Below are 23,075 nucleotides of genomic sequence, written 5' to 3' on the forward strand. Positions count from 1 at the left end.
ACTATTTGGCGCTCTGTCTGTATAGCTCAATTTGAAAGGGAGTTTTGTAACGTAAAGTTAACGGACGAGGATTGCAGCGGGCTGCTACGCGGCCCGGCGCGGGCGGTGCGACGATTCGACAAGCCCGCTCAGCACAGGAGTCAAGGCAACACGGTCCAAATGGCGAAACCGGCATACCACAGCACCGCCGCACGCAGCAGCAGTTCCCACAGGCGATCCAGGCTGTTGATACCGTCTGCACCCACGGCCGGAGGCGGGATTTCAGCGGCGACCAGGCCGACTTTTTCCACCAGTTGCGCGGCGCTGATGTCCCAGCTCAGCAACTCGTGGAGCATGACACGACTGACCGCGACGAAGTTGCCCACCAGCGCAAAGCTGGCCGCCAGCAGGCGCACCGGCAGCCAGTCGAACGCGTGACGCAATTGCCCGGCGCGCTCGGCCACCAGAGGGTTGTGGCTATGCTCACTGGCGAGCGCCAGCAGTCGATAGGCCAGCGCGGCGACCGGCCCCAACAGGAAGTACCAGAAAATCACGGCAAAGAAGCTCTGGTAGGCCTGCCACAACAGATGGCCCTGGACGCGCTCCAGCAGTTGCTCGCCGCTGTCGGCGCCCAGCTTCAGGTCGCGCTCGGCCACATGTTCGGCCGCCTGCAGGTCACCACGGCGCCAGGCATCGCGAAACGGCCCCAGCCCAGCCAATAGATCGCCACGGCCCAGGCTGTAGATCACCACCAGCAAGTGCACCGGCAGCGCCAACAAACCATAGGCCACCGGTTCCAGCACCAGCAGCAACAACGCCAGCAACGCCACCGGCAGCAACACCAGCAGGACCAGAATCAGCCACGGCTGCTTGCCCATGCGCGGGCTCGACTCCAATTTGGCCAATTCGCGCAACCAGCCGCCATCACGCTGCAACCGCTGGCGCAGGGCCGAGAACTTCTCGATCCACACGGCCAGCACCAACACCAGAAAACTCATCGTGCGTGTCCTCCATCCTGCAGGGCGCTGCGAAAGCGCACCCAATCAAAAGCGGGGCCGGGATCGGTCTTACGCCCCGGAGCGATATCGCTATGGCCGCAGATACGCTGCGGCGTAATACCTGGATAAGCTGCCAGCAACTGCCGTGTCAGATCGATCAGCGACACATACTGGGGGTTGGTGAACGGCAAATCATCCGTACCTTCAAGCTCTATGCCCAGGGAAAAGTCATTGCACGTCTCACGCCCTTCGAAACACGAAACCCCGGCATGCCAGGCCCGGTCTATGCAGGACACAAACTGCGTCACGGTGCCATCGCGCTCAATCAGAAAATGCGCAGACACCCGTAGGTCGGCAATCCCTTCAAAGTAGGGATGTTCCGTGACGTCCAGGCGATTCTGGAAAAACTCCTGCACTTTGCCGGTAGCGAACTGCGCGGGTGGCAGGCTGATGTTATGCACCACCAACAGTGAGATTTCGCCTGCCGGGCGCTCGTTGAAGTTGGGTGAAGGGCAATGGCGAATGCCCTGGCACCAGCCGCTGGCGGGGTCCAACTGCATACAGGATCCTTGAACGTGACTAAGTGTGACCAGTATGCCGCGTTCGACCCCGTGGTTGCGATCACTTGCCGCGATTGAGTTGACGCAGCTTGCCCACCACCGCCGCCAGCGCCCGCTCGAACAACGGCTCATCGTCCAGGTTATGCAGCGCGCCACGCTTGAATGCCATCGCCAGTTGGCCGGCACTTTTCTCCAGGACCTTGAGCCCGGTACGGCCGACGAAAATATAGGTGTTGGCCGGCGCCATGATCGCCGTCAGCTTGCACCGCAGGGTGCCTGCCTGGCCCTGCTGGAACACGACCCAGTCACCGACTCGCAATTGGTGCACCTTGGCCAGGTCCGGATCATCCTCCGGCAGGCCCTCGACGGGATCCAGCGGCAGTACGCTGAACACAAAGGGTTCACGCACTTCGAGCCATCCATCGCCACCCTCGGGCGGCCGGACATGCAGGGTCTGCAAGCGCACAAAAAAATCACGGGTGCTGAAGGGGTCGAATGCAGCGCTGGTCAACCCGTCGCGCAGTGCCTTGAGCAACCCGGGCAACTGCTCCAGCAAGTGCACCCCGGCTTCAGTGTCTGCCGGCAGGCTGACACTCCAGATCAGCTCATCCATGGTGCGCAGCCCTGCTTGCCATTGCACCGACTGCTCGCCGTGCTTGAGGCTGGCCAGCAACAGCACCTGGCTCCAGGCCTGTTGCAGGAACTGCACCACTGCCTGCGGTAAAACCTTGCCCAGCATCCGTCGATTCAGTACCTCGGCCACCCGTGCCCGCGCCGCTTCTGTGCGCACGCGCCCTTCTTCAGCATGGCGGGTGTGCTGTTCAAGCAATTCGCTGCGACGACGCTCATCGGCAGTGAACGCAGTGAATTCAGTCAGCAATTGGGAAAAAATCGCCGGATCTTCAACAAACTCATTGAGTAAACGCTGAACCACCTGCTCTATGCGCAGGTACAGGCTGTCGCGCTGGAAGTCATCGACCGGGCTCCAGCCCATGGCGGTGGTAGCGATTTCATTCAACAGGCGCCGAGCCGGATGACCGGGGCGACTGAAAAAGCTCTTGTCCAGCACCGCCACTTTCAGCATCGGGATCTGCAGGCGGCCGATCAAGGCCTTGAAGGCGTCCGGCACTGCGCGGTCATTGAGGATGAATTCGAACAGCAGGGCGATCAGGTTGATCACATCTTCATCCGCATCCTCCACCACCCGCGACTTGCCACTCTTGACGCTGACACGGGTGAGCAACTGCTCGAGCTGGTTACGCAGGTCGAAATCATCCTCGGCTTCCGGCTCCGGGACGTACTGCTGCAAATGGGATAACAGCCGCAGCAGATCGCGGGTGGCGATGGGCTGGGGTTCGGCACTGGCTTCAAGGGTAGGCGACACGCTACCGCGCACGACGGTCAACAACGCCTGCAAGGCGCTGAAGGCTTGCTGGCCATTTTCGTCGACGTGTTGGTCGGTGCTCGGCAATACCTCTTCACGCTGATGATCACGGGCGGCACGGCCACAGGGGCGGCGGGACGGCGCGGCCTTGAGTTCCGGCAACACGCCGGTCGCGACCAGCAGCTGATTGGCTTCACCGTACAGTTGGTCAGCATCACTGAGTACGTACTTTTCAAACAGCTTGAGCATGATCAGCTTGACGCGGATCTCCACGCCCAGGCTACGCCCGGCACGCAGGAAAAACTCGCACAGCAGCGCCGGACCCAGGGGGTTCTCACTGTCGTCCAGGCGATTGCCGAGCAAGGCACTCAAGCGTGCCGTGAGTTGCGCCAGCGCCAGGCCGTCGCGGTGGCGCACCCGGCCCAGCATGGCCTCAAGCGCGACGGCTTTTTCCAGGTCATCCTTGGACGTGCCTGAGGCCGCGTCATAGGACACCACCGGCACCAACTGAAGTTCACCACGGCCCGCCAGCCCCAGGTTGCCAAAGGCTTCGAACAGCCGCTCCATGAACACGCGCTCGAAATTCTTGCGCTTGAGGCGCAGGTCGCGCATGGCTTCAAAGAAGATATGGTGGTCCACGTTGCTGCGGGCCTTGTCGGCCATTTCGAACAAGGTGTCGTCGGCGTTATCGAACAATTCCTGTAAACCCTGCTGCAACTGCTGCGCCGCCTTGTCGCGAACCTGCAGCACCACCACCGGCAGGCGCGCGAGCGGCGATGGCGTGGCTTGTGCCTTGTTGATTGGCACCACCTTTCCGTCATTGTGCATCCTGGCCTCCTGAAACGGCGGTAAAGCGTTGGGGAAAGATCGGGTACAGGCCCAATAAGGCTGTGGATAACCGGTTATCACCAGGACGTCAAAGCTATGACGCCAATTGCAAGGCGCGAGATTATCTTGCAAATGAGTGCCCTTGCGCCAGCAAACTCTGACATTGCGCTGTAAATGAGTGGTGAGCCTGGGTTCAAACGCACGCTGCCCCTATAATCGGGACACTTTGTTTGTGGAGCCTGTTATGCCGAACCTCCGTCTTGCCGACCTCACCGCCGAAATCGAAGCCAACGTGCGCCGCGCACTCCTGGAAGACATCGGCAGCGGCGACATCACCGCACAGTTGATCCCGGCCGAACGGCTGGCCACGGCCACCATCATTACCCGCGACGCCGCCGTCATCGCCGGCACTGCGTGGGTGGATGCCGTATTCCGCCAACTGGACCCACGGGTCGCCGTGCACTGGCAGGTGGCCGACGGCGAACGTGTCAGCCCCAACCAGGCACTGTTCCATCTGGAGGGGCCGGCGCGTTCGCTGCTCAGTGGCGAGCGCTCTGCCCTGAACTTCCTGCAGTTGCTGTCCGGGGTCGCCACCCGCGCCCGGTTCCTGGCGGATTTTGTCGCCAGCACCCAGGTCAAGCTGCTGGACACTCGAAAAACCCTGCCCGGCCTGCGCCTGGCGCAGAAATACGCGGTGACCTGCGGTGGCTGCCACAACCACCGTATCGGTTTGTATGACGCGTTCCTGATCAAGGAAAACCACATCGCTGCCAGCGGCGGGATTGCCCAAGCCATCAGCGCCGCCCACAAGATTGCACCCGGCAAGCCGGTGGAAATCGAAGTGGAGAGCCTGGACGAACTGCGCGAAGCGCTGGCGGCGGGCGCCGACATCGTCATGCTCGACGAATTGAGCCTGGAAGATATGCGTGAAGCCGTGCGCCTGAACGGCGGCAAGGCCAAGCTGGAAGCCAGCGGCGGGATCAATGAAAGCACCCTGCTGCCTATCGCGGAGACGGGGGTGGACTACATCTCCATTGGTGCGATGACCAAGGATGTGAAGGCGGTGGATTTGTCGATGCGCCTCAGTATCTGAGGAGAGGCAAGCGGTGAGCTTCAAGCTGCAAGAGGGCTGCGTTCCAACTTGCAGCTTGAAACTTGCAGCAGCGTCTAAACGACCAGGTCATTCATCTCGCAATACTCTTCCCATTCGACACCCAGCACCTCGGCCGCCTCTTTGTGCAAGGCCAACCGTGCCGCTTCGAACTCTTCCGGCGTCGAGGTGTACTTGAGGGTCAGTTCCCAAGGCTGGAAGCCCTGGCTCTCGGCCTCGTCCTCAAACGCCCACTGGATCTGGTCGCGCTGATCATCGGCGCTCAGGTCCTTGATCTCTTCTTTGAGCTGCGGCGATTCCTCAAGGTATTTTTCGAGGGCTGCTTGATGCCGAACTTCCTGGGTCATTTCAGTCGTGGTCATGTCGTTCTCTTAGATCGAGGAATGGGGATGCATCTGGGTCATCAAGGTTGCGCAGATACAAAAGAGCGGGCACACGTGCCAACTCGTCTGGCCTTCAGAACCATTCTGGGATCATCTGAAAACATTGCCTTTGAAGCGGTATTGCCTTTTTGCCCGAGACAGGAATCGAACCTGCGACCTTCGCGTTACGAGTGCGCTGCTCTACCAACTGAGCTACACGGGCGGTGGGCTAAAGCTAGCACCGCATTGGGCGTCCGGCAACTTGCACCCTTCAACGGACAATCACCCCCTGAGCCCAGAAGCGTGGTTGCAGGTAATTACCTTTGCGGTCCTGGTACTGCTGCTGGGCTTGTTGGAGGTGAGGCACATCACGCACCGCGATAAATACCAACAGACCAACGGCCAACACACCCAAGGCTTTCCATAGGTTCCGCGCCAACGGCAGCGCAGCGCTTGCTGGCACGCGCAACTCATGCAGCGCCATCAGCCAGCCCACCACCAGCGCCAACCAGACCTGGGAGTTGGGCATCACGATCACGCCATCGACCATGGACTGCACCAGCGCCCCCACCAACGCCGCAAACAGGCACAAGCGCAGCAGGTCAACCCGCGCGGCGGACAGCGCTCGCTCGCGCAGCACAGCCAAGGTGGTCCAGCCGCCTCGCCATGCCAACACCGCCACGCACAGCGCCGAGGGCACACCCCATTCGCTGGCCCATTGCAGAATCGCCTGATGGGGATGAGCGGCAATCCTGTTGGCAATATCGGCAAAATGCATCGGTCCGTAACCAAGCCACGGTCGCTCGACGAGCATATGCCACGCCTGCCACCAGATCGGGCCCCGTCCCGACAGCGAGGTGGTGAGGCGATCTGCGGCATCACTGGTGAGCTCAATCCCCAGGTAACCCGCCAGCCCCGTGAATATCAGCCAATACAGCAACAGCCCAACCGACACCGCGACCAATTGCCAGCCCAGCCAGCGACGCCCCCATGGCCCAAGCAGCGCCAACACCACGCCCGCCACGCCCATGCCAAGCCAGGTACCCCGCGTACCGCCGCTGATTGCTATCAGCCACCAGACACACAGCAACGCAAACACCATCCCCCGCAAGGCGCGGGAGACATTGGGTATCAGCAAAGGCAGCGCCAGCAATGGCAAGGTAAATGTCTGAAACTGTCCGTAGAAACGCTTGTTGGAAAAGCCGGAGAGCAGTCGGTCAGGATCCAGTATGCGCTCGCCGCTGGTGAACGCCAGCGTACCGGCATACAGATACTGGAGCGACTTGATCAGGCACAGCAACACCACAACCAGGATCAGCACGCGATCCAAAGGCTCGCCGCCGTGACGACGAACCAGGGCAAAGGCGACGGCAATCGCCGCGCAGCTGACAAACAGCGCCACTTCGGTAAGCGCCCACAGCGGCTGATGGGCCAGCGCCGACGACAGCACGCCCAGCCCCACAACCAGCACCACGCCCCAGGCAGTGGGCCTGTCTACCCAAGGTTCAGTGGAAGTAACCGATAACCCATACAGCACCGCGCAAAACCCGATGGCAATTTGCATGACACGCTGTAGATCATGCCCGCCGAACGGCGCACAAATCCCGACACTCAACAGGCACACCGCTGCTACCAGGAAAACACCGCCTCGCTGCTGTACGGATAACACCATCGGCCACCTCTACTTCCCTGTGGATGGTTTAGCAGTTATGCCCCGTCGGCGCCGCAGCCCTTGCCGGCATATTTCGCTTCAGCGGTCGTCGCGCACTTCCAGCCGGCGGCGCTGCGGACCAGGGTGATGGTCTTGCCCAGCACCGGTGCCGGTGCGTCGAGTATTTCACAGCTGATGGAGCCCGCCCCCGTGGCCACATCGCCTGCCACATCGATCTTGCAGTTGGCCGTAGGGCTGGTGCCGCCGATCAAGGCCACGGTAGGTACGGTGCCCTGGTTGATGGTGTCTTCGTAACCGGCCTTCAACGCGGCAATTTCGGCCAGGCCGGCAGTGAACTTGGCCTTGGCCTGGTGGGTGGTGTACATGGGCAGGCCGATGGTGGCCAAAATGCCGATGATTGCCACGACGATCAACAACTCGATCAAGGTAAAGCCTTTCTGACGTATCACATTCACTCTCCCGAATAGAACTCATGACAAGGCGCGTCCTGCACCCCGTTTTTGCAACGGCGCCAGTGTACTCACCCGCAAGCGGCCAATCGCGCTCAAGACGCACATTCTGACATTTTTATCCTGCGCCATCGGCATGCCCGAATCCGTCACCTGACTAAGCTATAAATCTTCGACAGCCTGTATGCGGAACCGCGACATGGACAACGCTTCAACGACTTACGCCTGGGAAGGCATCAACCGCAAAGGGCGCAGGGTGTCCGGGCAAACCAAGGGGCACAACGCAGCCCTGGTCAAGGCACAACTGCGCCAGCAAGGGATCAGCCCCGGTCGTGTGCGCAAGCAATCCCCGCTCCTGCCAAGCCTCACCCCATCAGTCAAAGCGACTGACATCACGCTGTTCACGCGTCAACTGGCTACGCTGCTGAAGGCTGGGGTTCCACTCCTGCAAGCCTTCGACATCATCAGCGAAGGCGTCGACAATCGCGCTGTGCGTGAGCAGGTGCTGGGACTTAAACAGGCGATCGCCGCCGGCAGTAGCCTGGCTGAGGCATTACGCAAACAACCGCGTTATTTCGATGAGCTGTACTGCAACCTGGTGGCCGCCGGCGAACAGGCCGGGGCGCTTGAGACACTGCTGGAAAGGGTGGCGATCCACCGGGAAAAGAGTGAACAGCTCAAGGCCAGGATCAAAAAGGCCATGACCTACCCCATTGCTGTCCTGGTGGTTGCCAGCCTGGTCACCGGCATACTGCTGGTCCACGTGGTACCGCAGTTCCAGGCCCTGTTCGCCGGAGTCGACGGCAAACTGCCGGCATTTACCTTGCACGTGATCGCCCTGTCGGCGTTCATGCAGCACGCATGGTGGATGCTGGTATTGGGCATAGTCGCGGGAGCCGCTGGGCTGCGCCAGGCCTATCGGGCTTCGTCGGGCTTTCGCTACTGGCTGGACACAGGTTTGTTGAAAGCGCCCCTGGCAGGCAAACTGCTGACAAAATCCGCCGTGGCCCGCTACGCCCGCACGCTCTCCACGACCTTCGCCGCCGGTGTTCCACTGGTCCAGGCATTGGATTCAGTCGCCGGCGCCGTGGGAAACGACCCGTTCAAACAGGCAATCGAACATATGCGTCACGATGTATCCAACGGCATGCAACTGAATCAATCCATGCTCAACAGCGGCCTGTTTCCCGGCATGGCAATCCAACTGACGGCGATCGGCGAAGAGTCGGGCACCCTGGAACACATGCTGGAAAAGGTCGCCAACCACTATGAGGCTGACGTGGACAACCAGGTCGACAACCTCACCAGCCTGATGGAGCCATTGATCATGGTGGTGCTGGGGGGCATCGTCGGCGCGCTGGTCATCGCCATGTACCTGCCGGTCTTCCAGCTGGGGAGTGCATTTTGAGCCTGCTGCTGAACGAGCACCCATTGGCCTTTGTCACCATCGCGCTGGTACTGGGGCTGATCGTCGGCAGTTTCCTCAACGTGCTGGTCTGGCGCCTGCCAAAAATGCTCGAACGGGAATGGCGTGCCCAGGCCCATGAAGTGCTCGGTTTGCCTGCCGAACCTGGCGGGCCGACCTACAACCTGATGCACCCCAACTCATGCTGCCCACACTGTGACCATCCCATCCGGCCGTGGGAAAATATCCCACTGCTCAGCTACCTGATGCTCAGGGGGCGCTGCGCCCATTGCCAGGGAGCCATCAGCCCCCGCTACCCTTTCACGGAACTCGCCTGTGGGTTGATCTCGGCCTGGGTCGCCTGGCATTTCGGCTTTGGCTGGCAGGCCGCAGCGGTGCTGGTGTTGAGTTGGGGGTTGCTGGCAATGAGCCTGATCGACGCGGACCACCAGTTGCTGCCTGATGTGCTGGTGCTGCCATTGCTGTGGCTGGGGCTGATCGTCAACAGCTTCGGATTACTGACGACATTACCCGACGCACTATGGGGCACCGTGATCGGCTATATGAGCCTGTGGAGCGTGTTCTGGCTGTTCAAGCTGGCCACCGGCAAAGACGGCATGGGCCACGGTGATTTCAAGTTACTGGCCTTGCTCGGCGCCTGGGGCGGCTGGCAGATATTGCCGATGACACTGTTGATGTCGTCGCTGGTGGGGGTGTTTGTCGGGTTGATCCTGATGCGCCTGCGCAAGACCCTGGCGTCCACGCCGATGCCGTTTGGTCCGTATCTGGCAATTGCCGGCTGGATTGCATTGCTCTGGGGTGGTCAAATAACCGACTTCTATTTGCAGTCTGTCGGTTTCAGATGACCTCTCCTGTTGCAACACCTTGGATTCTCGGCCTCACCGGTGGCATCGGCAGCGGTAAAAGTGCGGCAGCCCAGCACTTTATCGACCTGGGCATTGACCTGGTGGACGCCGATCACGCCGCGCGCTGGGTGGTCGAACCCGGCCGGCCGGCGCTGGCCCGCATCGCCGAGCATTTTGGTGCTGGCGTATTGCAGCCTGACGGCCAGTTGGACCGCGCCGCGTTGCGCAAGCTGATCTTTGAGGTGCCCGAAGAGCGCCGCTGGCTGGAAGCGTTGCTGCACCCGTTGATTGGCGAGGAGATTCGCAGTCACCTGGCTCGCGCCCGCTCGCCTTACGCGATCCTGGTGTCCCCGCTGCTGATCGAATCCGGTCAGTACAGCATGACCCAGCGCATCCTGGTGATCGACGTGCCGCAATCGCTGCAGATTCAGCGTACCCTGCAGCGCGACGGCATCAGCGAACAACAGGTTCAGGCAATTCTCAAGGCACAGTCCAGCCGTGAAGACCGCCTGAACCATGCCGATGACGTGCTGGTCAATGACCAGGACCTCGCCTGGCTGCACAGCGAGGTCGAGCGACTGCACCACTTTTACCTTACTTTGCGTGGAGGCCGATCATGAGCCAACCCTTGACCGTCGACTGCCCAACCTGCGGTGCACCCGTGGAATGGAATGCAGCCAACCCCAACCGGCCGTTCTGCTCGGACCGTTGCAAACTCATCGACCTGGGCGCGTGGGCCGCCGAGGAACACAAGATTCCCGTGGCGCCGGATGCCGAAGACGAGCTGTTTTCCGAAGACTTGCCGCCACGCCACTAAGGCCGCATAAAGGCGTATTCCTGCTGGTCGTCGAGGTTTTCTGCGAGGTATTGCAGCTCGTCGGCCAGGTCTTCGAAGCTGCGTACGCCCTTGCTCTGCTGCACCACCGCGCTGAGCATGGCGCGCAGGGTCAAGCCCGGGTCGAAACCGATTTCCTGTGCCGCATCCTGGCTCCTGCGCAACTCCTGCCGTGCCCACTCGTACACACTCATGATTCGTGCTCCCGCCTTGCCTAGGAAAATTTCGCAGAGCATGGGCCTGCTCGGCTGCGCGGGATTTGATCTGGGTCAACGCTGCGATTCGTCATCCTTCCAGGGTGCCGAGAGGTAGCGTGTGCGGTTGAATGTCTCCAGCCATTCCGGACAAAACACCACCAGGGCGCTGATCACCATGCCGTTGATAAAGGCTTCGGGGAAGATGATCAACCACAGGTAGCCGACGAAATCCTCCAGCCATTCCGGCATGGCAAAACGACCGTCGAACCACAACAATCCCAACCCCAGCAGCAGGCAAACCAAGGCAGACAGTGCGGCAGCAAAAAAACCGGAGCAGAAGATATACACGAAGGGATTGCGTGGCTGCGCTCGCTCGACCACAAGCGCACAGCCCTCGGTGACCAGCACCGGCAGCACGACCAGCAGCAGGCCATTGATGCCAAGGGCTGCCAGGTCCTGGCGTCCAAGCAGCATTAACCCGAACTGGGCGGCAAAACCACCGACTATGGCCAGGGGCCAATCCAACAGCAGGGTTACGGCGGTCATACCGATAAAGTGGTAGGACACACCGGTGTCGAAATCCCGTCTTACCAGCCACAACATGAACAGCGCGAACACCGTACCGAACAGCAAATGCTGGCGCCGCCGGTCGGCAAACAACTCCACCCAGGGCGAACGCAGGATCGCCCACAGCAGTACAGGTGCATACAACAGCCAGCCGATGCCGAGGGTTGTGGGCGCCAGCACTGCGGCACTGATCACGGCTTCACCTGCTCCAGGGCCTGGCGCAATTCGACAGCGGTGCCGTATTCATGTTGGGAAACCAACTTACCGTTATCCAACTGCAGCCACAACACTTTATCCGCCGCCGCGGGATAACGCGGGGCGATACGTGCATCACGGTCCAGCATGACCCGGTAGTTGTAGGATTGCATGGCCGGTACCGCGAACAATTTGGCGATCAGTCGAGGCATGCGCTGGATGTCAGCAACGAACACCGCATGCCGCGCTTCGAGGTAGCCTGCAGGTTGGCCTTGCAGCGCCGCGTCGACCAGCTTGGCCGCGTCCATGCTGCGCGCCACCAACAGAATCCGTGCCTGGTTATCGAGGGTATAGGCTTGGTCGAATTGATCGAGCAAAGTCCAGGGAGCAAGGCGCTCGCCCACTTCAACAGCCTGCGCCCATACCGGTAAAACACTCAGCAACAGCACCACCAGACACTTCACCGCACGCTCCTCATATGGGGGGAATTACGCTTGAAAGGCCAGTCTACACCCTGGCTTTTGCAGCAGGACTTCCTGCGGTCATCATTTGGACGCTAAGCTGCAGGCATGGATGACTCAGATTACTTGCGCCTGCTCACCGTAGCGGCCGAACAAGCCAATGCGTTCCTGTCCAATGCCCGCAAATGGGAGCGTGAGCGTTGGGTCTGCCAGCGCCTGTTGCAAGGCTTGAATGTGCCCTATCGCGCCGAAGAGTTTCACCCCGCCGGGCAAGAACCGCCCGATGTGTTGTTTCGCGATGCCAGTTTCGAGGTGTTTTTCGTGCTGGATGAAGGGCGCCGCCTGAACGACGAATGGCGTGACGAACTATTGCGTCGACGCAGTGCATTCTCCCTGAGCCAGCTGGTACGGCGCGAAGCCAAGCCGCGGCGCATCCCCGCCCATGAATTCCTGCTGCGCCTGGCGCCCACGTTGCGCAAGAAGGCCCATAACTACAAAGAGCGCGGGATGGACCTGGGCGAATTGGATATCGTCGCGTTCACCAGCCTCAAGCGCGAAGTGCTCGACCTCAACAGCCACTTTCCACCGCCCACCGAATACTTGCGCCAGGGCTGGCGCTCGCTGTCGCTGGTGGGGCCGACATTTGCCCGGGTGCTGTTCGCCCACCCGGACGCGCCGGATTTCTTGCGCAACAACCTGGGGCGCAGCATAGTGTTCGACGTGGGCATCAGCCTCTGATCCCCCACTGTAACGTGGCGCCCTTTTGCAACGTCTACCTGACGAGGCCTTATATGACCAGCCGCCTGAACCCCGACGACCAACAGCATGTCGAAGAGTACCTGCAACTCTCCCAGAACCGAGTCGAGCGCAAGCCTTTCCGGCCGTGGCTGCTCCTTGGTGTGGTGCTGGTGGTGGTGATCGGGCTCGGCCTGCTCAGCCGCCTTTTGAGTTACCTGACGCTATGAGCTGCCTGGCGCTCGCGAGGGTAACTGCTCCGATTTCCTTTAGCCTTGCGAGATACCCCCATGACCCATCGTATTATTATCGTCGGCGGCGGCGCCGGCGGCCTGGAGTTGGCTACCCGCCTGGGTAAGACTCTGGGCAAGCGCGGCACCGCCAGCATCACGCTGGTGGACGCCAACCTCACCCATATCTGGAAGCCTTTGCTGCACGAAGTCGCTGCCGGCTCACTGAACTCTTCGGAAGACGAACTCAATTACGTCGCCCAGGCCAAATGGAACCACTTCGAGTTCCAACTGGGGCGCATGAGCGGGCTCGACCGTGAGCAGAAGAAAATCCAGCTGGCCGCCACCCTCGACGAAGAAGGCCGCGAACTGGTGCCTGCACGCGTGCTGGGCTATGACAGCCTGGTGATTGCGGTAGGCAGCACCACCAACGATTTCGGCACCGAGGGCGCGGCGCAGCACTGCCTGTTCCTCGATACCCGCAAGCAGGCCGAGCGTTTCCACCAACAGCTGCTCAACCACTACCTGCGCGCCCATGCCGGGCAGACCGATGTGGTGGAAAAGATCAGCGTCGCCATCGTCGGTGCGGGCGCAACGGGCGTCGAGCTGGCCGCAGAGCTGCATAACGCGGCCCACGAGCTGGCTGCGTACGGCCTGGATCGCATCAAGCCGGAAAACATGCACATCACCCTGATCGAAGCCGGCCCTCGTGTACTGCCTGCCTTGCCGGAGCGGATTGGCGGGCCTGTGCATAAAACCCTGGAAAAGCTCGGGGTGACGGTGCTGACCAACTCAGCGGTCAGCGAAGTGACCGCCGACGCATTGATCACCAGCAGTGGCCAGGTCATTCCTGCCAGTCTCAAGGTGTGGGCCGCCGGGATTCGTGCCCCGGCTTTCCTCAAGGACATCGATGGCCTGGAAACCAACCGCATCAATCAACTGCAAGTACTGCCGACGCTGCAAACCACCCGCGATGAAAACATCTTCGCCTTTGGCGACTGCGCCGCGTGCCCGCAACCGGACACCGACCGCAATGTGCCGCCACGGGCCCAGGCCGCGCACCAACAGGCCTCCTTGCTGGCCAAGTCATTGAAACTGCGTATCGAGGGCAAGGACCTGCCGGCGTACAAGTACACCGACTATGGGTCGCTGATCTCGCTGTCGCGGTTCTCGGCGGTGGGTAACCTGATGGGCAACCTGACCGGCAGCGTGATGCTGGAAGGCTGGCTGGCGCGGATGTTCTATGTGTCGCTGTACCGCATGCACCAGATGGCGCTGTATGGCTTCTTCCGCACGGCGATGCTGATGTTGGGCAGCAAGATCGGACGCGGGACTGAACCACGCCTGAAGCTTCACTAACAACAGAGTCCCTTGTGGGACTGGCCAATGTGGGGGGCTTGCTCCCTCCCACATTGGTTGTGTGTTGGACTTGAGATAATTCCAGGCAAAAAAAATCCCCGCATCTTTCGATACGAGGATTTTTAATATGGTCGGGGTAAGGGGATTCGAACTCCTGACATCCTGCTCCCAAAGCAGGCGCGCTACCGGACTGCGCTATACCCCGGTAAAAAAAAGGCGACCTTTCAGTCGCCTTCTTCGATCAGCGCTTTTGGCCTCTGATCTTAAGATTCGATTCCAGCGTTAACTGGTCTCAAAAATGGTGGGTCGTGTGGGATTCGAACCTACGACCAATTGGTTAAAAGCCAACTGCTCTACCAACTGAGCTAACGACCCAAATATGGTCGGGGTAGGGGGATTCGAACTCCCGACATCCTGCTCCCAAAGCAGGCGCGCTACCGGACTGCGCTATACCCCGGTTTGAAATTGGCTCCGTGACCAGGACTCGAACCTGGGACCCAATGATTAACAGTCATTTGCTCTACCGACTGAGCTATCACGGAACTACATATTTCAAAGTACAACTTTTACTGCTGTGTAACCTTCTCTTCGACCCTGTCCGTATCGCTACGTTAGCGTCTCTGAGGCGCGCTATTCTACAATCTTAAAAACCCCTGTCAACCCTTTAAATTGCTTTTAAGACAATGATTTGCGCTTCTTTCTGATTTCTTCTTGGGGAGAAGAAACCCGTGGGCTGACGTTGCTGCGGGGCGCACTTTACAAGCCTTTGCCTTACAGTTCAACGCCCTATCGAAAAAAAAGGCCCTGGGATGCAGGGCCTTCTCTTATTGCAGTGCATTCCGGGCTCAGTGGAAGACGATTTCGTCGTTCTCCACAGTCGCCTCGACGCTGGTGCCCGGCATAAAGCTGCCCGACAGGATCAACTGCGCCAGCGGGTTCTCGATCCAGCGCTGGATCGCACGTTTCAAAGGCCGTGCGCCATACACCGGGTCGTAACCGACCGCGATCAGCTTGTCCAACGCCTCGCGGCTCAGCTCCAGCGACAACTCGCGTTCCGCCAGGCGACCGCGCAGACGCCCCAACTGGATCTCGGTGATGCCCGCGATCTGATCCCGCGCCAATGGCTCGAAGATCACCACTTCGTCGACCCGGTTGATGAATTCCGGGCGGAAGTGCGTGGTCAATGCATCCATTACAGCAGCACGCTGGGCCTCACGATCACCTACCAGTTCCTGGATCTGCGCAGAGCCCAGGTTGGAGGTCATCACGATCACCGTGTTGCGGAAGTCCACAGTGCGCCCGTGGCTGTCCGTGAGTCGTCCATCTTCCAACACTTGCAGCAAGATATTGAACACGTCCGGGTGAGCCTTCTCGACCTCATCCAGCAGGATCACCGAGTAAGGCTTACGCCGCACGGCCTCGGTCAGGTAACCGCCCTCCTCGTAGCCCACATAGCCTGGTGGAGCCCCGATCAGGCGAGCCACCGAATGTTTCTCCATGAACTCGGACATGTCGATCCGTACCATGGCCTCTTCAGTATCAAAGAGGAACTCGGCCAGGGCCTTGCACAGCTCGGTCTTACCCACACCGGTCGGGCCGAGGAACATGAACGAGCCGCTCGGACGGTTGGGGTCGGACAAGCCGGCGCGGGAACGCCGTACCGCGTTGGACACCGCCACGACGGCCTCTTCCTGGCCGATCACGCGCTGGTGCAACAGGTGCTCCATCTTCAGCAGCTTGTCACGCTCGCCTTCGAGCATTTTCGACACCGGGATGCCGGTCCACTTGGACACGACTTCGGCGATTTCTTCCTCGGTCACCTTGCTGCGCAACAGCTGATTTTCAGCCTTACCGTGCTGGTCGACCATTTGCAGGCTGCGTTCCAGGTCCGGGATCACCCCGTACTGCAACTCAGCCATGCGGTTCAGGTCGCCTTTACGACGTGCGGCTTCCAACTCCTGGCGCGACTGCTCGATCTTTTGCTGGATCTGCGCAGAGCCCTGTACTTCGGCTTTTTCCGAGGTCCAGATTTCTTCGAGGTCCGAATACTCGCGCTCCAGGCGGACGATTTCCTCCTGGAGTTTTTCCAGGCGTTTCTTGGCCGCGTCGTCCTCTTCTTTCTTGAGGGCCTGGGATTCGACTTTCAGTTGAATCAGGCGACGATCAAGGCGGTCGAGCACTTCCGGCTTGGAGTCGATCTCCATGCGAATGCGGCTGGCCGCTTCGTCGATCAAGTCGATGGCCTTGTCCGGCAATTGACGGTCGGTAATGTAGCGATGGCTCAACTTGGCCGCCGCAATGATCGCACCGTCGGTGATCGCCACTTTATGGTGGACCTCGTAGCGCTCTTTCAGGCCCCGCAGGATCGCGATGGTGTCCTCTTCGCTCGGCTCTTCCACCAGGACTTTCTGGAAACGCCGCTCAAGGGCCGCATCTTTCTCAATGTACTGGCGATATTCGTTAAGCGTGGTAGCACCGACACAATGCAGTTCACCCCGCGCCAAGGCGGGCTTGAGCATGTTGCCAGCATCCATGGAGCCCTCGCCTTTACCGGCGCCGACCATGGTGTGCAGTTCGTCGATAAACAGAATGATCTGCCCTTCCTGCTTCGACAGTTCATTAAGCAGGGATTTCAGGCGCTCTTCGAATTCACCGCGGAACTTTGCACCGGCGATCAATGACCCCATATCCAGGGACAGCAGGCGCTTGCCTTTAAGGCCGTCCGGCACTTCACCATTGATGATGCGTTGGGCCAGGCCTTCGGCAATCGCGGTTTTACCCACGCCAGGTTCACCGATCAACACCGGGTTGTTCTTGGTGCGACGCTGCAGAACCTGGATGGTGCGACGAATTTCATCGTCACGGCCGATCACCGGGTCAAGCTTGCCCTCTTCGGCACGCTTGGTCAGGTCGACGGTGTACTTGTCCAGGGCCTGGCGCGACTCCTCGTGGTTAGGGTCGTTAACCGCATCACCGCCACGCAGGTTGTTGATGGCGTTTTCCAGGGCTTTCTTGCTCACACCTTGGCCGAGCAACAACTTGCCAAGCTTGCTGTTCTCGTCCATGGCGGCGAGCAGCACCAGTTCGCTGGAGATGAACTGATCACCTTTCTGCTGGGCCAGGCGGTCGGCCTGGTTAAGCAGGCGCGCCAGATCCTGCGACATATTCACGTCGCCGGTAGGGTTTTGGATTTTCGGCAGTTGGTCGAGCTCTTTGCTCAACTCCTTGCGCAGGCTGTTGACATCAAAGCCCACCTGCATCAGCAAGGGCTTGATAGAACCACCTTGCTGTTCCAGGAGTGCCTGCATCAAGTGCGCAGGCTCAATGGCCGGGTGGTCAAGACCCACCGCCAAGGATTGGGAGTCCGATAAGGCCAACTGCAATTTGCTGGTTAAACGATCAATACGCATTAGTCACCTTCCTTTTGAGCAGGCCGGAGCTATAAAACATCCTGAATGAAGAAACCTGCCAGATACCCTTATAGATGGGGTGGATTCTGGAAGATTCAAGCGAGCGGCGGTTGATATGGATCAGCGTTGACCCAGATCAGCAGAGTCTAGCGTTCAAGCCAGACAAGGGAGGCAAAACGTCCGGTGCGGGGGCTGCGCCGGTACGAAAAGAAGCGTGGGTCGCTCACGGTGCAGAAGCCACCACCATAAACAGCGGTGACACCCCGCGCAGCAAGGCGCAGGCGGGCCAACTGATAGATGTCGGCCATGAATTTGCCTGGATTGAGGCTTGGTACAAAGGCTTCGGCAGTTGTCGGCAGGTGCTGCATGAAGGCTTCACGCACTTCAGGGCCAACCTCAAAGGCTTGCGGGCCAATCGCCGGGCCCAGCCATACCAGGATGTCCGAGGGCTCTGCATTGAGGCTTTCGAAGGCTGCCTCCAGCACGCCCGCCGCCAGCCCACGCCAACCGGCATGGGCCGCAGCCACACGAGTGCCGGCACGGTTGCAGAACAACGCAGGCAGGCAATCGGCGGTCATCGCGGTGCAGGCGATGCCGGGGGTGCTGCTCCAGCTACCGTCGGCTTCGGCGGTGCGGCCAGGGTCGGCCTCGACCACATCCACGCCATGGACCTGGCGCAGCCAGGCCGGCTGAATATCGAAGGCTTCGGTAAGGCGACGACGATTCTCAAGGACGGCCTCAAGGCTGTCCTCAACGTGATCGCCCAGGTTAAGGCTGTCGAACGGCGCCTGGCTGACGCCGCCCGTACGGGTAGTCACACAGGCTTTCACCCCGACAGGCGCGGGCCAGTCAGGAATCAGCCAGTCATTCATCCGACAAACGCCTCGCGATCCTGCTTGAGCAGCGACAGCAACCAGACAAAATCGTCTGGAAGTGGCGATTCCCAGCTCATGCGCTTACCGCTCGTCGGATGGTCCAGCTCCAGGAAACGTGCATGTAAGGCCTGGCGCGGGAACGTCTTGAGCGATTCGACCATGGTCTGGCTCGCCGCAGGCGGAATGCGGAAGCGGCCGCCATAGGCCGGATCGCCCACCAACGGGAAGTTGATGTGGGCCATATGCACGCGAATCTGGTGGGTACGACCGGTTTCCAGCTTGACCCGCACATGGGTGTGGGAACGGAAACGCTCCAGCACGCGGTAGTGGCTCACCGCCTGCTTGCCGCCTTCCATCACCGCCATACGCTGGCGCTGCTGGCCGTGGCGACCGATCGGGGCATTGATCTTGCCGCCAGCCACGACCACACCGATCACGATGCATTCGTAGATACGACTGACGCTACGGCTCTGCAATTGCGTAACCAGTTGCGTCTGCGCCTGAATGGTCTTGGCCACCACCATCAAGCCAGTGGTGTCCTTGTCCAGACGGTGCACGATGCCGCAACGCGGCACGTTGACGATGTCGGGGATGTGGTGCAACAGGGCATTGAGCAAGGTGCCATCAGCGTGCCCGGCCGCCGGGTGAACCACCAGGCCTGCGGGTTTGTTGATGACCAGGATGTCGTCGTCTTCATAGACGATGTCCAGCTCGATGTCCTGGGCGACCCATTCTCCCTGGGCTTCCTGCTCGGCAGTCAGCTCAAGAATCGCACCGCCATGGACTATGTCTCGCGGGCGGATAACCGCTCCATCCACAGTCAGGCGGCCGTCTTTGATCCAGGCGGAAAGGCGCGAGCGCGAGTGCTCAGCGAATAATTGTGCGGCGACTTGATCGAGGCGTTGGCCGCCCAATTCGGACGGCACCTCTGCGCGAAGTTCAATTTTATCGGACATGCTCAGACTAGGCGTGGCACAGCCTTTGGTTTCGGCTGCGCGCTTGTGGTTAAATACGGCGTCTTTTGCCCCGAGGCTTTCAACGGGGCGCTCATCATAACAGGACGGCCCCGCCCAAGACAGCGGCCGTCATAGGGACGCAAGCCGCCATGCAAGTGAAACACCTGCTGCTGATCGCCATCCTCGCCATGACTGCTGCTTGCTCGTCAACAAAGGAAGTCGTCGACGAAAACCTGAGCGAAGTCGAGCTGTACCAACTGGCACAGAAAGACTTGGACAATAATAGCTACACCAGCGCCACAGCGAAGCTGAAGGCCCTGGAGTCGCGCTATCCGTTCGGGCGCTACGCCGACCAGGCCCAGCTTGAGCTGATCTACGCCAACTACAAGAACGCCGAGCCGGAGGCTGCCAAGTCCGCTGCCGAGCGCTTCATCCGCCTGCACCCGCAACACCCGAACGTGGACTACGCCTACTACATGAAGGGCCTGACCTCGTTCGACCAGGATGTTGGCCTGCTGGCGCGCTTCCTGCCACTGGACATGACCAAGCGAGACCCAGGCGCCGCTCGCGACTCCTACAACGAGTTCGCCCAGTTGACCAGCCGCTACCCAAACAGCCGCTACGCGCCGGACGCCAAGCAGCGCATGATCTACCTGCGCAACCTGCTGGCTTCCTACGAAATCCACGTGGCCCACTACTACCTGACCCGCCAGGCGTATGTAGCTGCCGCCAACCGTGGTCGCTATGTCGTGGAAAACTTCCAGGAAACCCCATCCGTGGGTGACGGCCTGGCGGTGATGACCGAAGCTTACCAGCGCCTGCACCTGGACGACTTGGCCAGCACCAGCCTGGAAACCCTGAAGCTCAACTACCCTGATCACCCGAGCCTGAAAGACGGCCAGTTCGTGCCTCAGGTTGCCGAAGCGGACAACCGCTCGTGGCTGAGCAAGTACACCCTGGGCCTGATCGAGTCGCGTCCGCCGTTGCCGCCGGGCGAAACTCGCGCCAACCAGGACGTGATCAAGCAGTTCCAGGATGCCAAGGAAGCCATTCCTTCGGACCTCAAGCCGCACGACGAGAACGGCGACGTGATCGAAGAAGAAGAGCCGCAGGCCCTGGGCAACAACCAGGACCGCTCGTGGTTCAGCTACATGACCTTCGGTGTGTTCGACTGAGCCTGTCGACGCAACGCAAAAAGGAGCCTTTCGGGGCTCCTTTTTTATGGGCAAGGATTATTGCGCTGTGCGCCTGCCACGTCCTTGGCTAAACTGGCGCATTCCTTATCGAGAAACCGCCCATCATGCTTCGTCTTCTGTTCTGGATTGCCGTTATTGCTGCCGCGGTATGGTTCTGGCGCAAATTCAAAAGCCCGACCGCCAGGCAGCAACGCACCAGCGAGCCCGGCGCTGCGTTGATGGTGCGCTGCGCACACTGCGGTGTGCACTTGCCGCAGGATCGCGCCCTGAGTTCGCGCCAGGAGTGGTATTGCACCCAGGCGCATCTGGAGCAAGGACCGAAGTCTATCCAGCGTTGATCCGACCTTCGGGGGCATAGGGTGCCGGATCGATGATCGGCGCACGCTCCAGTAGCAAATCGACAAATAACTGGCACGATGCCGGCGCCAGGACCAACCCGTTGCGGTAATGCCCGCAGTTGAGCCACAGCCCGTTGAAGCCGGGTACCCGGCCGATATAGGGGATGCCCTCCGGCGAGCCGGGCCGCAAGCCGGCCCAATGCCCCACCACTTCGGCGTCGGCCAGGGCGGGAATCAGTTCCACAGCCGAGGCCTTGAGGCTTTCCAGCGCGCTGTCGGTGGGCGTCTTGTCGAACCCCTCATGTTCCAGCGTGCTGCCGATGAGGATGTGCCCGTCGCGTCGAGGGATTGCATAACGCCCTTTGGCCAGGACCATGCTCGACAGGAAGTCCGACGCGCATTTGTACAAAATCATCTGCCCCTTGACCGGCTCTACCGGCAGCGCCAAGCCCAGTGTGCCGAGCAATTCGCCGCTCCACGCCCCCGCGGCAAGCACCACCTGATCCCCCAGAATCGGTCCCTCTGCCGTATCCACGCCCACTACGTTGCCGCCATCCAGAACAAAACCAGTCACTGCGCACTGTTCGTGAACGGTGACGGCAGGCAGGGCCAATAGCGCGGCCTTCAGGGATTTGACCAGGCGCGGGTTGCGCACGTTGGCCACGTTGGCCATATAGATCGCCTGGGAATACCCGCCACCCAAGACAGGAACCGCGTCATGGGCGGCAGACACATCGACCTTGCTCAAAGGCCGCCCTTCACGAGCAGCCCAGTCCAGCGCCTCGGCTTCATCGTCCAGGTCCAGCCAGTACAACCCCGTGGTATGGACCTCCGGGTCGACACCGGTAGCGGCAAACAGCCGCTCAGCCAGTTGCGGATAAAAATCCTGGGACCAATGGGCCAACGCTGTGACCGCCGGGCTATAGCGCCACGGATACAGTGGCGAAACAATGCCTCCGCCCGCCCATGACGACTCCTGCCCCACACCGGCACGCTCCAGCAGGATCACAGCCTGCCCCTGGGTCGCCAGATTGAACGCCGTCAACAAGCCGATGACCCCGCCACCGACAATCACCACTTGCTGTTGCTTAGCCATCATTTGATCCAGTCGATAAATAGGAATAAACGCGCCCGGCGCCCAATCATCCAGCACCCTCATCATTGCCCCCAGCATGTCTGGCGCGACATTTCAGGTGCCGCACCCGGATTGCCACGCGCACCGCTGCTGTCCAGGCTGAAGTCACCGCAAGGGTCGCCGGCCATCACCGAATCGGCGCCCGGTGTAGCAACCAGGTAGAAATCCTGAGGGTTCAACGCTGCGGTGATTCTATAGCGATCATTGCCCGTACTGACGCCGCTTGCGTCAATAAAAGTGCCGTTCCTCATATGAAACCGCTCCAGGTGCTGAGCCTGCTCGGTCAACAGCGCGACGATTTCCGCGCGATAGACCTTTTTCACATGGCCGGTGTACCCGGGATAAGCGATTCCTGCCAGAAACGCGATGATCGCTACGGCGATCAATAGCTCGATCAGGGTAAAACCCTGGCTGTCCATGCCCATTCCATTGCTCCTTATTGAAGTTGCCGCCACGAAACCCGCCGAAATCGCGAGCCACTCTCCTCCTCCACCCGCGCATACACGCTCTCCAATACCGTGCGCGATTGGCCACTGAGCCCGACCGCTGTTATCCGGTACAACGTCGCCAGGGTTTGCGGCGGCACATGCGGCAGCCCTACACCCGGCCCCAGGGATTGAATACCGTAGAGCCCACCCTTGATGGCAACCCAGTTAACCGATGACACAGGATGGGGCCCGGCACCCACCACCGAAAACGCTTCATCCGGTGGCCCACAGGCAGCGATCGACTGACACTGCGGCAAGGCTGCGCCCTTTCGCCTCACACCTTGCTCTCCCAGCCTCAAACCACTTTCTGCGGTTTGCAGCGACTGGTTGCGGTGCCACAGGCTACCGGTGATCTTTTGCTGGGTGACCGCCCCCTGTATCGAAGACAGGCTGATCAACGACAACAACAGCAAAAACACCAGGCTTATCAGCAGGACCATCCCCCCCTGCCGCGAAGAAACACCCCCGGCAAACACCATGGTCG

Annotated in this window: 25 protein-coding genes and 5 tRNA genes; 10 read left to right on the forward strand and 20 right to left on the reverse strand. The window is 60.4% G+C overall.

Going from position 1 to position 23,075, the window contains the following annotated elements; translation table 11 throughout:
• Positions 1-140: 140 nt before the first annotated feature.
• The 3 genes from ampE to BM416_RS18645 all read right to left on the reverse strand — a co-directional run bounded on the left by ampE (position 141) and on the right by BM416_RS18645 (position 3,749).
• Positions 141-977 (reverse strand): regulatory signaling modulator protein AmpE, encoded by an 837-nt coding sequence (ampE, locus tag BM416_RS18635; protein WP_092488999.1) that lies wholly within the window; start codon positions 975-977, stop codon positions 141-143.
• On the reverse strand, positions 974-1,537 hold the full coding sequence (gene ampD / locus BM416_RS18640; RefSeq protein ID WP_092358802.1) for a 1,6-anhydro-N-acetylmuramyl-L-alanine amidase AmpD: 564 nt from the start codon (positions 1,535-1,537) through the stop codon (positions 974-976). The genes ampE and ampD overlap by 4 nt, the downstream gene beginning before the upstream one ends.
• 61 nt (positions 1,538-1,598) lie before the next feature.
• Complete coding sequence (locus BM416_RS18645) at positions 1,599-3,749, reverse strand: DUF1631 domain-containing protein (RefSeq protein ID WP_092489000.1); 2,151 nt, start codon at positions 3,747-3,749, stop codon at positions 1,599-1,601.
• A 244-nt stretch (positions 3,750-3,993) separates the two neighbouring features.
• Here BM416_RS18645 and nadC point away from each other — a divergent pair, with 244 nt between their 5' ends.
• Positions 3,994-4,842, forward strand: a complete 849-nt coding sequence (gene nadC / locus BM416_RS18650; RefSeq protein WP_027604881.1) for a carboxylating nicotinate-nucleotide diphosphorylase — start codon at positions 3,994-3,996, stop codon at positions 4,840-4,842.
• A gap of 74 nt (positions 4,843-4,916) precedes the next feature.
• Here nadC and BM416_RS18655 read toward each other — a convergent pair whose 3' ends face one another.
• From BM416_RS18655 to BM416_RS18670, 4 genes are all read right to left on the reverse strand, one after another.
• The gene (locus BM416_RS18655) at positions 4,917-5,222 is read right to left on the reverse strand and encodes a DUF6388 family protein (protein ID WP_027604882.1); all 306 of its coding nucleotides are present in this window, start codon (positions 5,220-5,222) and stop codon (positions 4,917-4,919) included.
• 150 nt (positions 5,223-5,372) lie between these two features.
• Positions 5,373-5,445, reverse strand: a tRNA-Thr gene (locus tag BM416_RS18660).
• Positions 5,446-5,493: 48 nt separating this feature from the next.
• Positions 5,494-6,894 (reverse strand): O-antigen ligase family protein, encoded by a 1,401-nt coding sequence (locus BM416_RS18665; protein ID WP_092489001.1) that lies wholly within the window; start codon positions 6,892-6,894, stop codon positions 5,494-5,496.
• Between the two features lie 35 nt (positions 6,895-6,929).
• Positions 6,930-7,340, reverse strand: a complete 411-nt coding sequence (locus BM416_RS18670) for a pilin (RefSeq protein ID WP_092489084.1) — start codon at positions 7,338-7,340, stop codon at positions 6,930-6,932.
• A 202-nt stretch (positions 7,341-7,542) separates the two neighbouring features.
• Here BM416_RS18670 and BM416_RS18675 point away from each other — a divergent pair, with 202 nt between their 5' ends.
• The 4 genes from BM416_RS18675 to yacG are packed head-to-tail and all read left to right on the forward strand — an operon-like array spanning position 7,543 to position 10,431.
• Positions 7,543-8,751 (forward strand): type II secretion system F family protein, encoded by a 1,209-nt coding sequence (locus tag BM416_RS18675; protein ID WP_092489002.1) that lies wholly within the window; start codon positions 7,543-7,545, stop codon positions 8,749-8,751.
• On the forward strand, positions 8,748-9,614 hold the full coding sequence (locus tag BM416_RS18680; protein ID WP_092489003.1) for a prepilin peptidase: 867 nt from the start codon (positions 8,748-8,750) through the stop codon (positions 9,612-9,614). The genes BM416_RS18675 and BM416_RS18680 overlap by 4 nt, the downstream gene beginning before the upstream one ends.
• Positions 9,611-10,234: a dephospho-CoA kinase gene (gene coaE, locus BM416_RS18685; RefSeq protein ID WP_092489004.1), complete on the forward strand. Its 624-nt coding sequence runs from the start codon at positions 9,611-9,613 to the stop codon at positions 10,232-10,234. Before BM416_RS18680 ends, coaE begins: the two co-directional genes overlap by 4 nt.
• A complete protein-coding gene (gene yacG, locus BM416_RS18690) occupies positions 10,231-10,431 on the forward strand; it encodes a DNA gyrase inhibitor YacG (protein WP_027604888.1) in 201 nt (66 codons plus the stop codon). The genes coaE and yacG overlap by 4 nt, the downstream gene beginning before the upstream one ends.
• On the opposite strand, the gene BM416_RS18695 is transcribed toward yacG, so the two are convergent.
• The 3 genes from BM416_RS18695 to BM416_RS18705 form a co-directional block, all read right to left on the reverse strand.
• Complete coding sequence (locus tag BM416_RS18695; RefSeq protein WP_003171680.1) at positions 10,428-10,643, reverse strand: hypothetical protein; 216 nt, start codon at positions 10,641-10,643, stop codon at positions 10,428-10,430. The genes yacG and BM416_RS18695 overlap by 4 nt on opposite strands.
• A gap of 75 nt (positions 10,644-10,718) precedes the next feature.
• Entirely contained in the window at positions 10,719-11,408 is a 690-nt protein-coding gene (locus BM416_RS18700; protein WP_092489005.1) for an energy-coupling factor ABC transporter permease, read from the reverse strand.
• Positions 11,405-11,872, reverse strand: a complete 468-nt coding sequence (locus tag BM416_RS18705; RefSeq protein ID WP_092489006.1) for an FAD/FMN-containing dehydrogenase — start codon at positions 11,870-11,872, stop codon at positions 11,405-11,407. The genes BM416_RS18700 and BM416_RS18705 overlap by 4 nt, the downstream gene beginning before the upstream one ends.
• A 105-nt stretch (positions 11,873-11,977) precedes the next feature.
• On the opposite strand from BM416_RS18705, the gene BM416_RS18710 reads away from it, so the two are divergent.
• Genes BM416_RS18710 through BM416_RS18720 form a run of 3 tightly spaced genes read left to right on the forward strand, consistent with a single transcriptional unit; the run spans position 11,978 to position 14,193 of the window.
• Positions 11,978-12,607: a DUF1780 domain-containing protein gene (locus BM416_RS18710; protein WP_027604891.1), complete on the forward strand. Its 630-nt coding sequence runs from the start codon at positions 11,978-11,980 to the stop codon at positions 12,605-12,607.
• A 53-nt stretch (positions 12,608-12,660) separates the two neighbouring features.
• Positions 12,661-12,834: a DUF3094 family protein gene (locus tag BM416_RS18715; protein WP_016976295.1), complete on the forward strand. Its 174-nt coding sequence runs from the start codon at positions 12,661-12,663 to the stop codon at positions 12,832-12,834.
• A gap of 60 nt (positions 12,835-12,894) precedes the next feature.
• Positions 12,895-14,193 carry an NAD(P)/FAD-dependent oxidoreductase gene (locus BM416_RS18720; RefSeq protein ID WP_092489007.1) on the forward strand — a complete coding sequence of 433 codons (1,299 nt, stop codon included), beginning with the start codon at positions 12,895-12,897 and terminating at the stop codon, positions 14,191-14,193.
• A gap of 128 nt (positions 14,194-14,321) precedes the next feature.
• Here the strand turns inward: BM416_RS18720 and BM416_RS18725 are convergent.
• The 7 genes from BM416_RS18725 to rluD form a co-directional block, all read right to left on the reverse strand.
• A tRNA-Pro gene (locus tag BM416_RS18725) sits at positions 14,322-14,398 on the reverse strand.
• A 94-nt stretch (positions 14,399-14,492) separates the two neighbouring features.
• Positions 14,493-14,568: transfer RNA gene (locus BM416_RS18730), tRNA-Lys, on the reverse strand.
• A gap of 5 nt (positions 14,569-14,573) precedes the next feature.
• Positions 14,574-14,650 (reverse strand) — tRNA-Pro (locus BM416_RS18735).
• Positions 14,651-14,659: 9 nt separating this feature from the next.
• Positions 14,660-14,735 (reverse strand) — tRNA-Asn (locus tag BM416_RS18740).
• Positions 14,736-15,038: 303 nt separating this feature from the next.
• On the reverse strand, positions 15,039-17,603 hold the full coding sequence (clpB, locus tag BM416_RS18745; protein WP_027606841.1) for an ATP-dependent chaperone ClpB: 2,565 nt from the start codon (positions 17,601-17,603) through the stop codon (positions 15,039-15,041).
• A 146-nt stretch (positions 17,604-17,749) separates the two neighbouring features.
• A complete protein-coding gene (gene pgeF, locus BM416_RS18750; protein WP_092489008.1) occupies positions 17,750-18,475 on the reverse strand; it encodes a peptidoglycan editing factor PgeF in 726 nt (241 codons plus the stop codon).
• A complete protein-coding gene (gene rluD / locus BM416_RS18755) occupies positions 18,472-19,434 on the reverse strand; it encodes a 23S rRNA pseudouridine(1911/1915/1917) synthase RluD (protein WP_027606843.1) in 963 nt (320 codons plus the stop codon). The genes pgeF and rluD overlap by 4 nt, the downstream gene beginning before the upstream one ends.
• A 149-nt stretch (positions 19,435-19,583) precedes the next feature.
• Here rluD and BM416_RS18760 point away from each other — a divergent pair, with 149 nt between their 5' ends.
• The gene (locus BM416_RS18760; protein WP_027606844.1) at positions 19,584-20,609 is read left to right on the forward strand and encodes an outer membrane protein assembly factor BamD; all 1,026 of its coding nucleotides are present in this window, start codon (positions 19,584-19,586) and stop codon (positions 20,607-20,609) included.
• A gap of 125 nt (positions 20,610-20,734) precedes the next feature.
• Positions 20,735-20,968, forward strand: a complete 234-nt coding sequence (locus BM416_RS18765) for a PP0621 family protein (protein WP_027606845.1) — start codon at positions 20,735-20,737, stop codon at positions 20,966-20,968.
• Here the strand turns inward: BM416_RS18765 and thiO are convergent.
• The 3 genes from thiO to BM416_RS18780 all read right to left on the reverse strand — a co-directional run bounded on the left by thiO (position 20,955) and on the right by BM416_RS18780 (position 23,070).
• A complete protein-coding gene (gene thiO, locus BM416_RS18770) occupies positions 20,955-22,064 on the reverse strand; it encodes a glycine oxidase ThiO (protein WP_092489085.1) in 1,110 nt (369 codons plus the stop codon). The genes BM416_RS18765 and thiO overlap by 14 nt on opposite strands.
• Positions 22,065-22,126: 62 nt before the next feature.
• The gene (locus tag BM416_RS18775) at positions 22,127-22,528 is read right to left on the reverse strand and encodes a type IV pilin protein (protein WP_092489009.1); all 402 of its coding nucleotides are present in this window, start codon (positions 22,526-22,528) and stop codon (positions 22,127-22,129) included.
• 11 nt (positions 22,529-22,539) lie between these two features.
• Entirely contained in the window at positions 22,540-23,070 is a 531-nt protein-coding gene (locus BM416_RS18780) for a PilX N-terminal domain-containing pilus assembly protein (protein WP_092489086.1), read from the reverse strand.
• Between the last annotated feature and the right edge of the window lie 5 nt (positions 23,071-23,075).

Origin of the sequence: Pseudomonas sp. NFACC42-2 (genome assembly GCF_900116055.1) — a bacterium.
GTDB classification, from domain to species: Bacteria; Pseudomonadota; Gammaproteobacteria; order Pseudomonadales; family Pseudomonadaceae; genus Aquipseudomonas; species Aquipseudomonas marginalis.

What these genes read in the sequence shown, in the direction of transcription:
- BM416_RS18715 (WP_016976295.1), top strand. Translation starts at nt 12,661, where the DNA reads ATGACCAGCCGCCTGAACCCCGACGACCAACAGCATGTCGAAGAGTAC.
- thiO (WP_092489085.1), bottom strand. Translation starts at nt 22,064, where the DNA reads ATGGCTAAGCAACAGCAAGTGGTGATTGTCGGTGGCGGGGTCATCGGC.
- BM416_RS18695 (WP_003171680.1), bottom strand. Translation starts at nt 10,643, where the DNA reads ATGAGTGTGTACGAGTGGGCACGGCAGGAGTTGCGCAGGAGCCAGGAT.
- BM416_RS18775 (WP_092489009.1), bottom strand. Translation starts at nt 22,528, where the DNA reads ATGGGCATGGACAGCCAGGGTTTTACCCTGATCGAGCTATTGATCGCC.
- BM416_RS18720 (WP_092489007.1), top strand. Translation starts at nt 12,895, where the DNA reads ATGACCCATCGTATTATTATCGTCGGCGGCGGCGCCGGCGGCCTGGAG.
- nadC (WP_027604881.1), top strand. Translation starts at nt 3,994, where the DNA reads ATGCCGAACCTCCGTCTTGCCGACCTCACCGCCGAAATCGAAGCCAAC.
- BM416_RS18645 (WP_092489000.1), bottom strand. Translation starts at nt 3,749, where the DNA reads ATGCACAATGACGGAAAGGTGGTGCCAATCAACAAGGCACAAGCCACG.
- BM416_RS18665 (WP_092489001.1), bottom strand. Translation starts at nt 6,894, where the DNA reads ATGGTGTTATCCGTACAGCAGCGAGGCGGTGTTTTCCTGGTAGCAGCG.
- yacG (WP_027604888.1), top strand. Translation starts at nt 10,231, where the DNA reads ATGAGCCAACCCTTGACCGTCGACTGCCCAACCTGCGGTGCACCCGTG.
- coaE (WP_092489004.1), top strand. Translation starts at nt 9,611, where the DNA reads ATGACCTCTCCTGTTGCAACACCTTGGATTCTCGGCCTCACCGGTGGC.
- ampE (WP_092488999.1), bottom strand. Translation starts at nt 977, where the DNA reads ATGAGTTTTCTGGTGTTGGTGCTGGCCGTGTGGATCGAGAAGTTCTCG.
- BM416_RS18780 (WP_092489086.1), bottom strand. Translation starts at nt 23,070, where the DNA reads ATGGTGTTTGCCGGGGGTGTTTCTTCGCGGCAGGGGGGGATGGTCCTG.
- rluD (WP_027606843.1), bottom strand. Translation starts at nt 19,434, where the DNA reads ATGTCCGATAAAATTGAACTTCGCGCAGAGGTGCCGTCCGAATTGGGC.
- BM416_RS18710 (WP_027604891.1), top strand. Translation starts at nt 11,978, where the DNA reads ATGGATGACTCAGATTACTTGCGCCTGCTCACCGTAGCGGCCGAACAA.
- BM416_RS18765 (WP_027606845.1), top strand. Translation starts at nt 20,735, where the DNA reads ATGCTTCGTCTTCTGTTCTGGATTGCCGTTATTGCTGCCGCGGTATGG.
- pgeF (WP_092489008.1), bottom strand. Translation starts at nt 18,475, where the DNA reads ATGAATGACTGGCTGATTCCTGACTGGCCCGCGCCTGTCGGGGTGAAA.
- ampD (WP_092358802.1), bottom strand. Translation starts at nt 1,537, where the DNA reads ATGCAGTTGGACCCCGCCAGCGGCTGGTGCCAGGGCATTCGCCATTGC.
- BM416_RS18760 (WP_027606844.1), top strand. Translation starts at nt 19,584, where the DNA reads ATGCAAGTGAAACACCTGCTGCTGATCGCCATCCTCGCCATGACTGCT.
- BM416_RS18655 (WP_027604882.1), bottom strand. Translation starts at nt 5,222, where the DNA reads ATGACCACGACTGAAATGACCCAGGAAGTTCGGCATCAAGCAGCCCTC.
- clpB (WP_027606841.1), bottom strand. Translation starts at nt 17,603, where the DNA reads ATGCGTATTGATCGTTTAACCAGCAAATTGCAGTTGGCCTTATCGGAC.
- BM416_RS18675 (WP_092489002.1), top strand. Translation starts at nt 7,543, where the DNA reads ATGGACAACGCTTCAACGACTTACGCCTGGGAAGGCATCAACCGCAAA.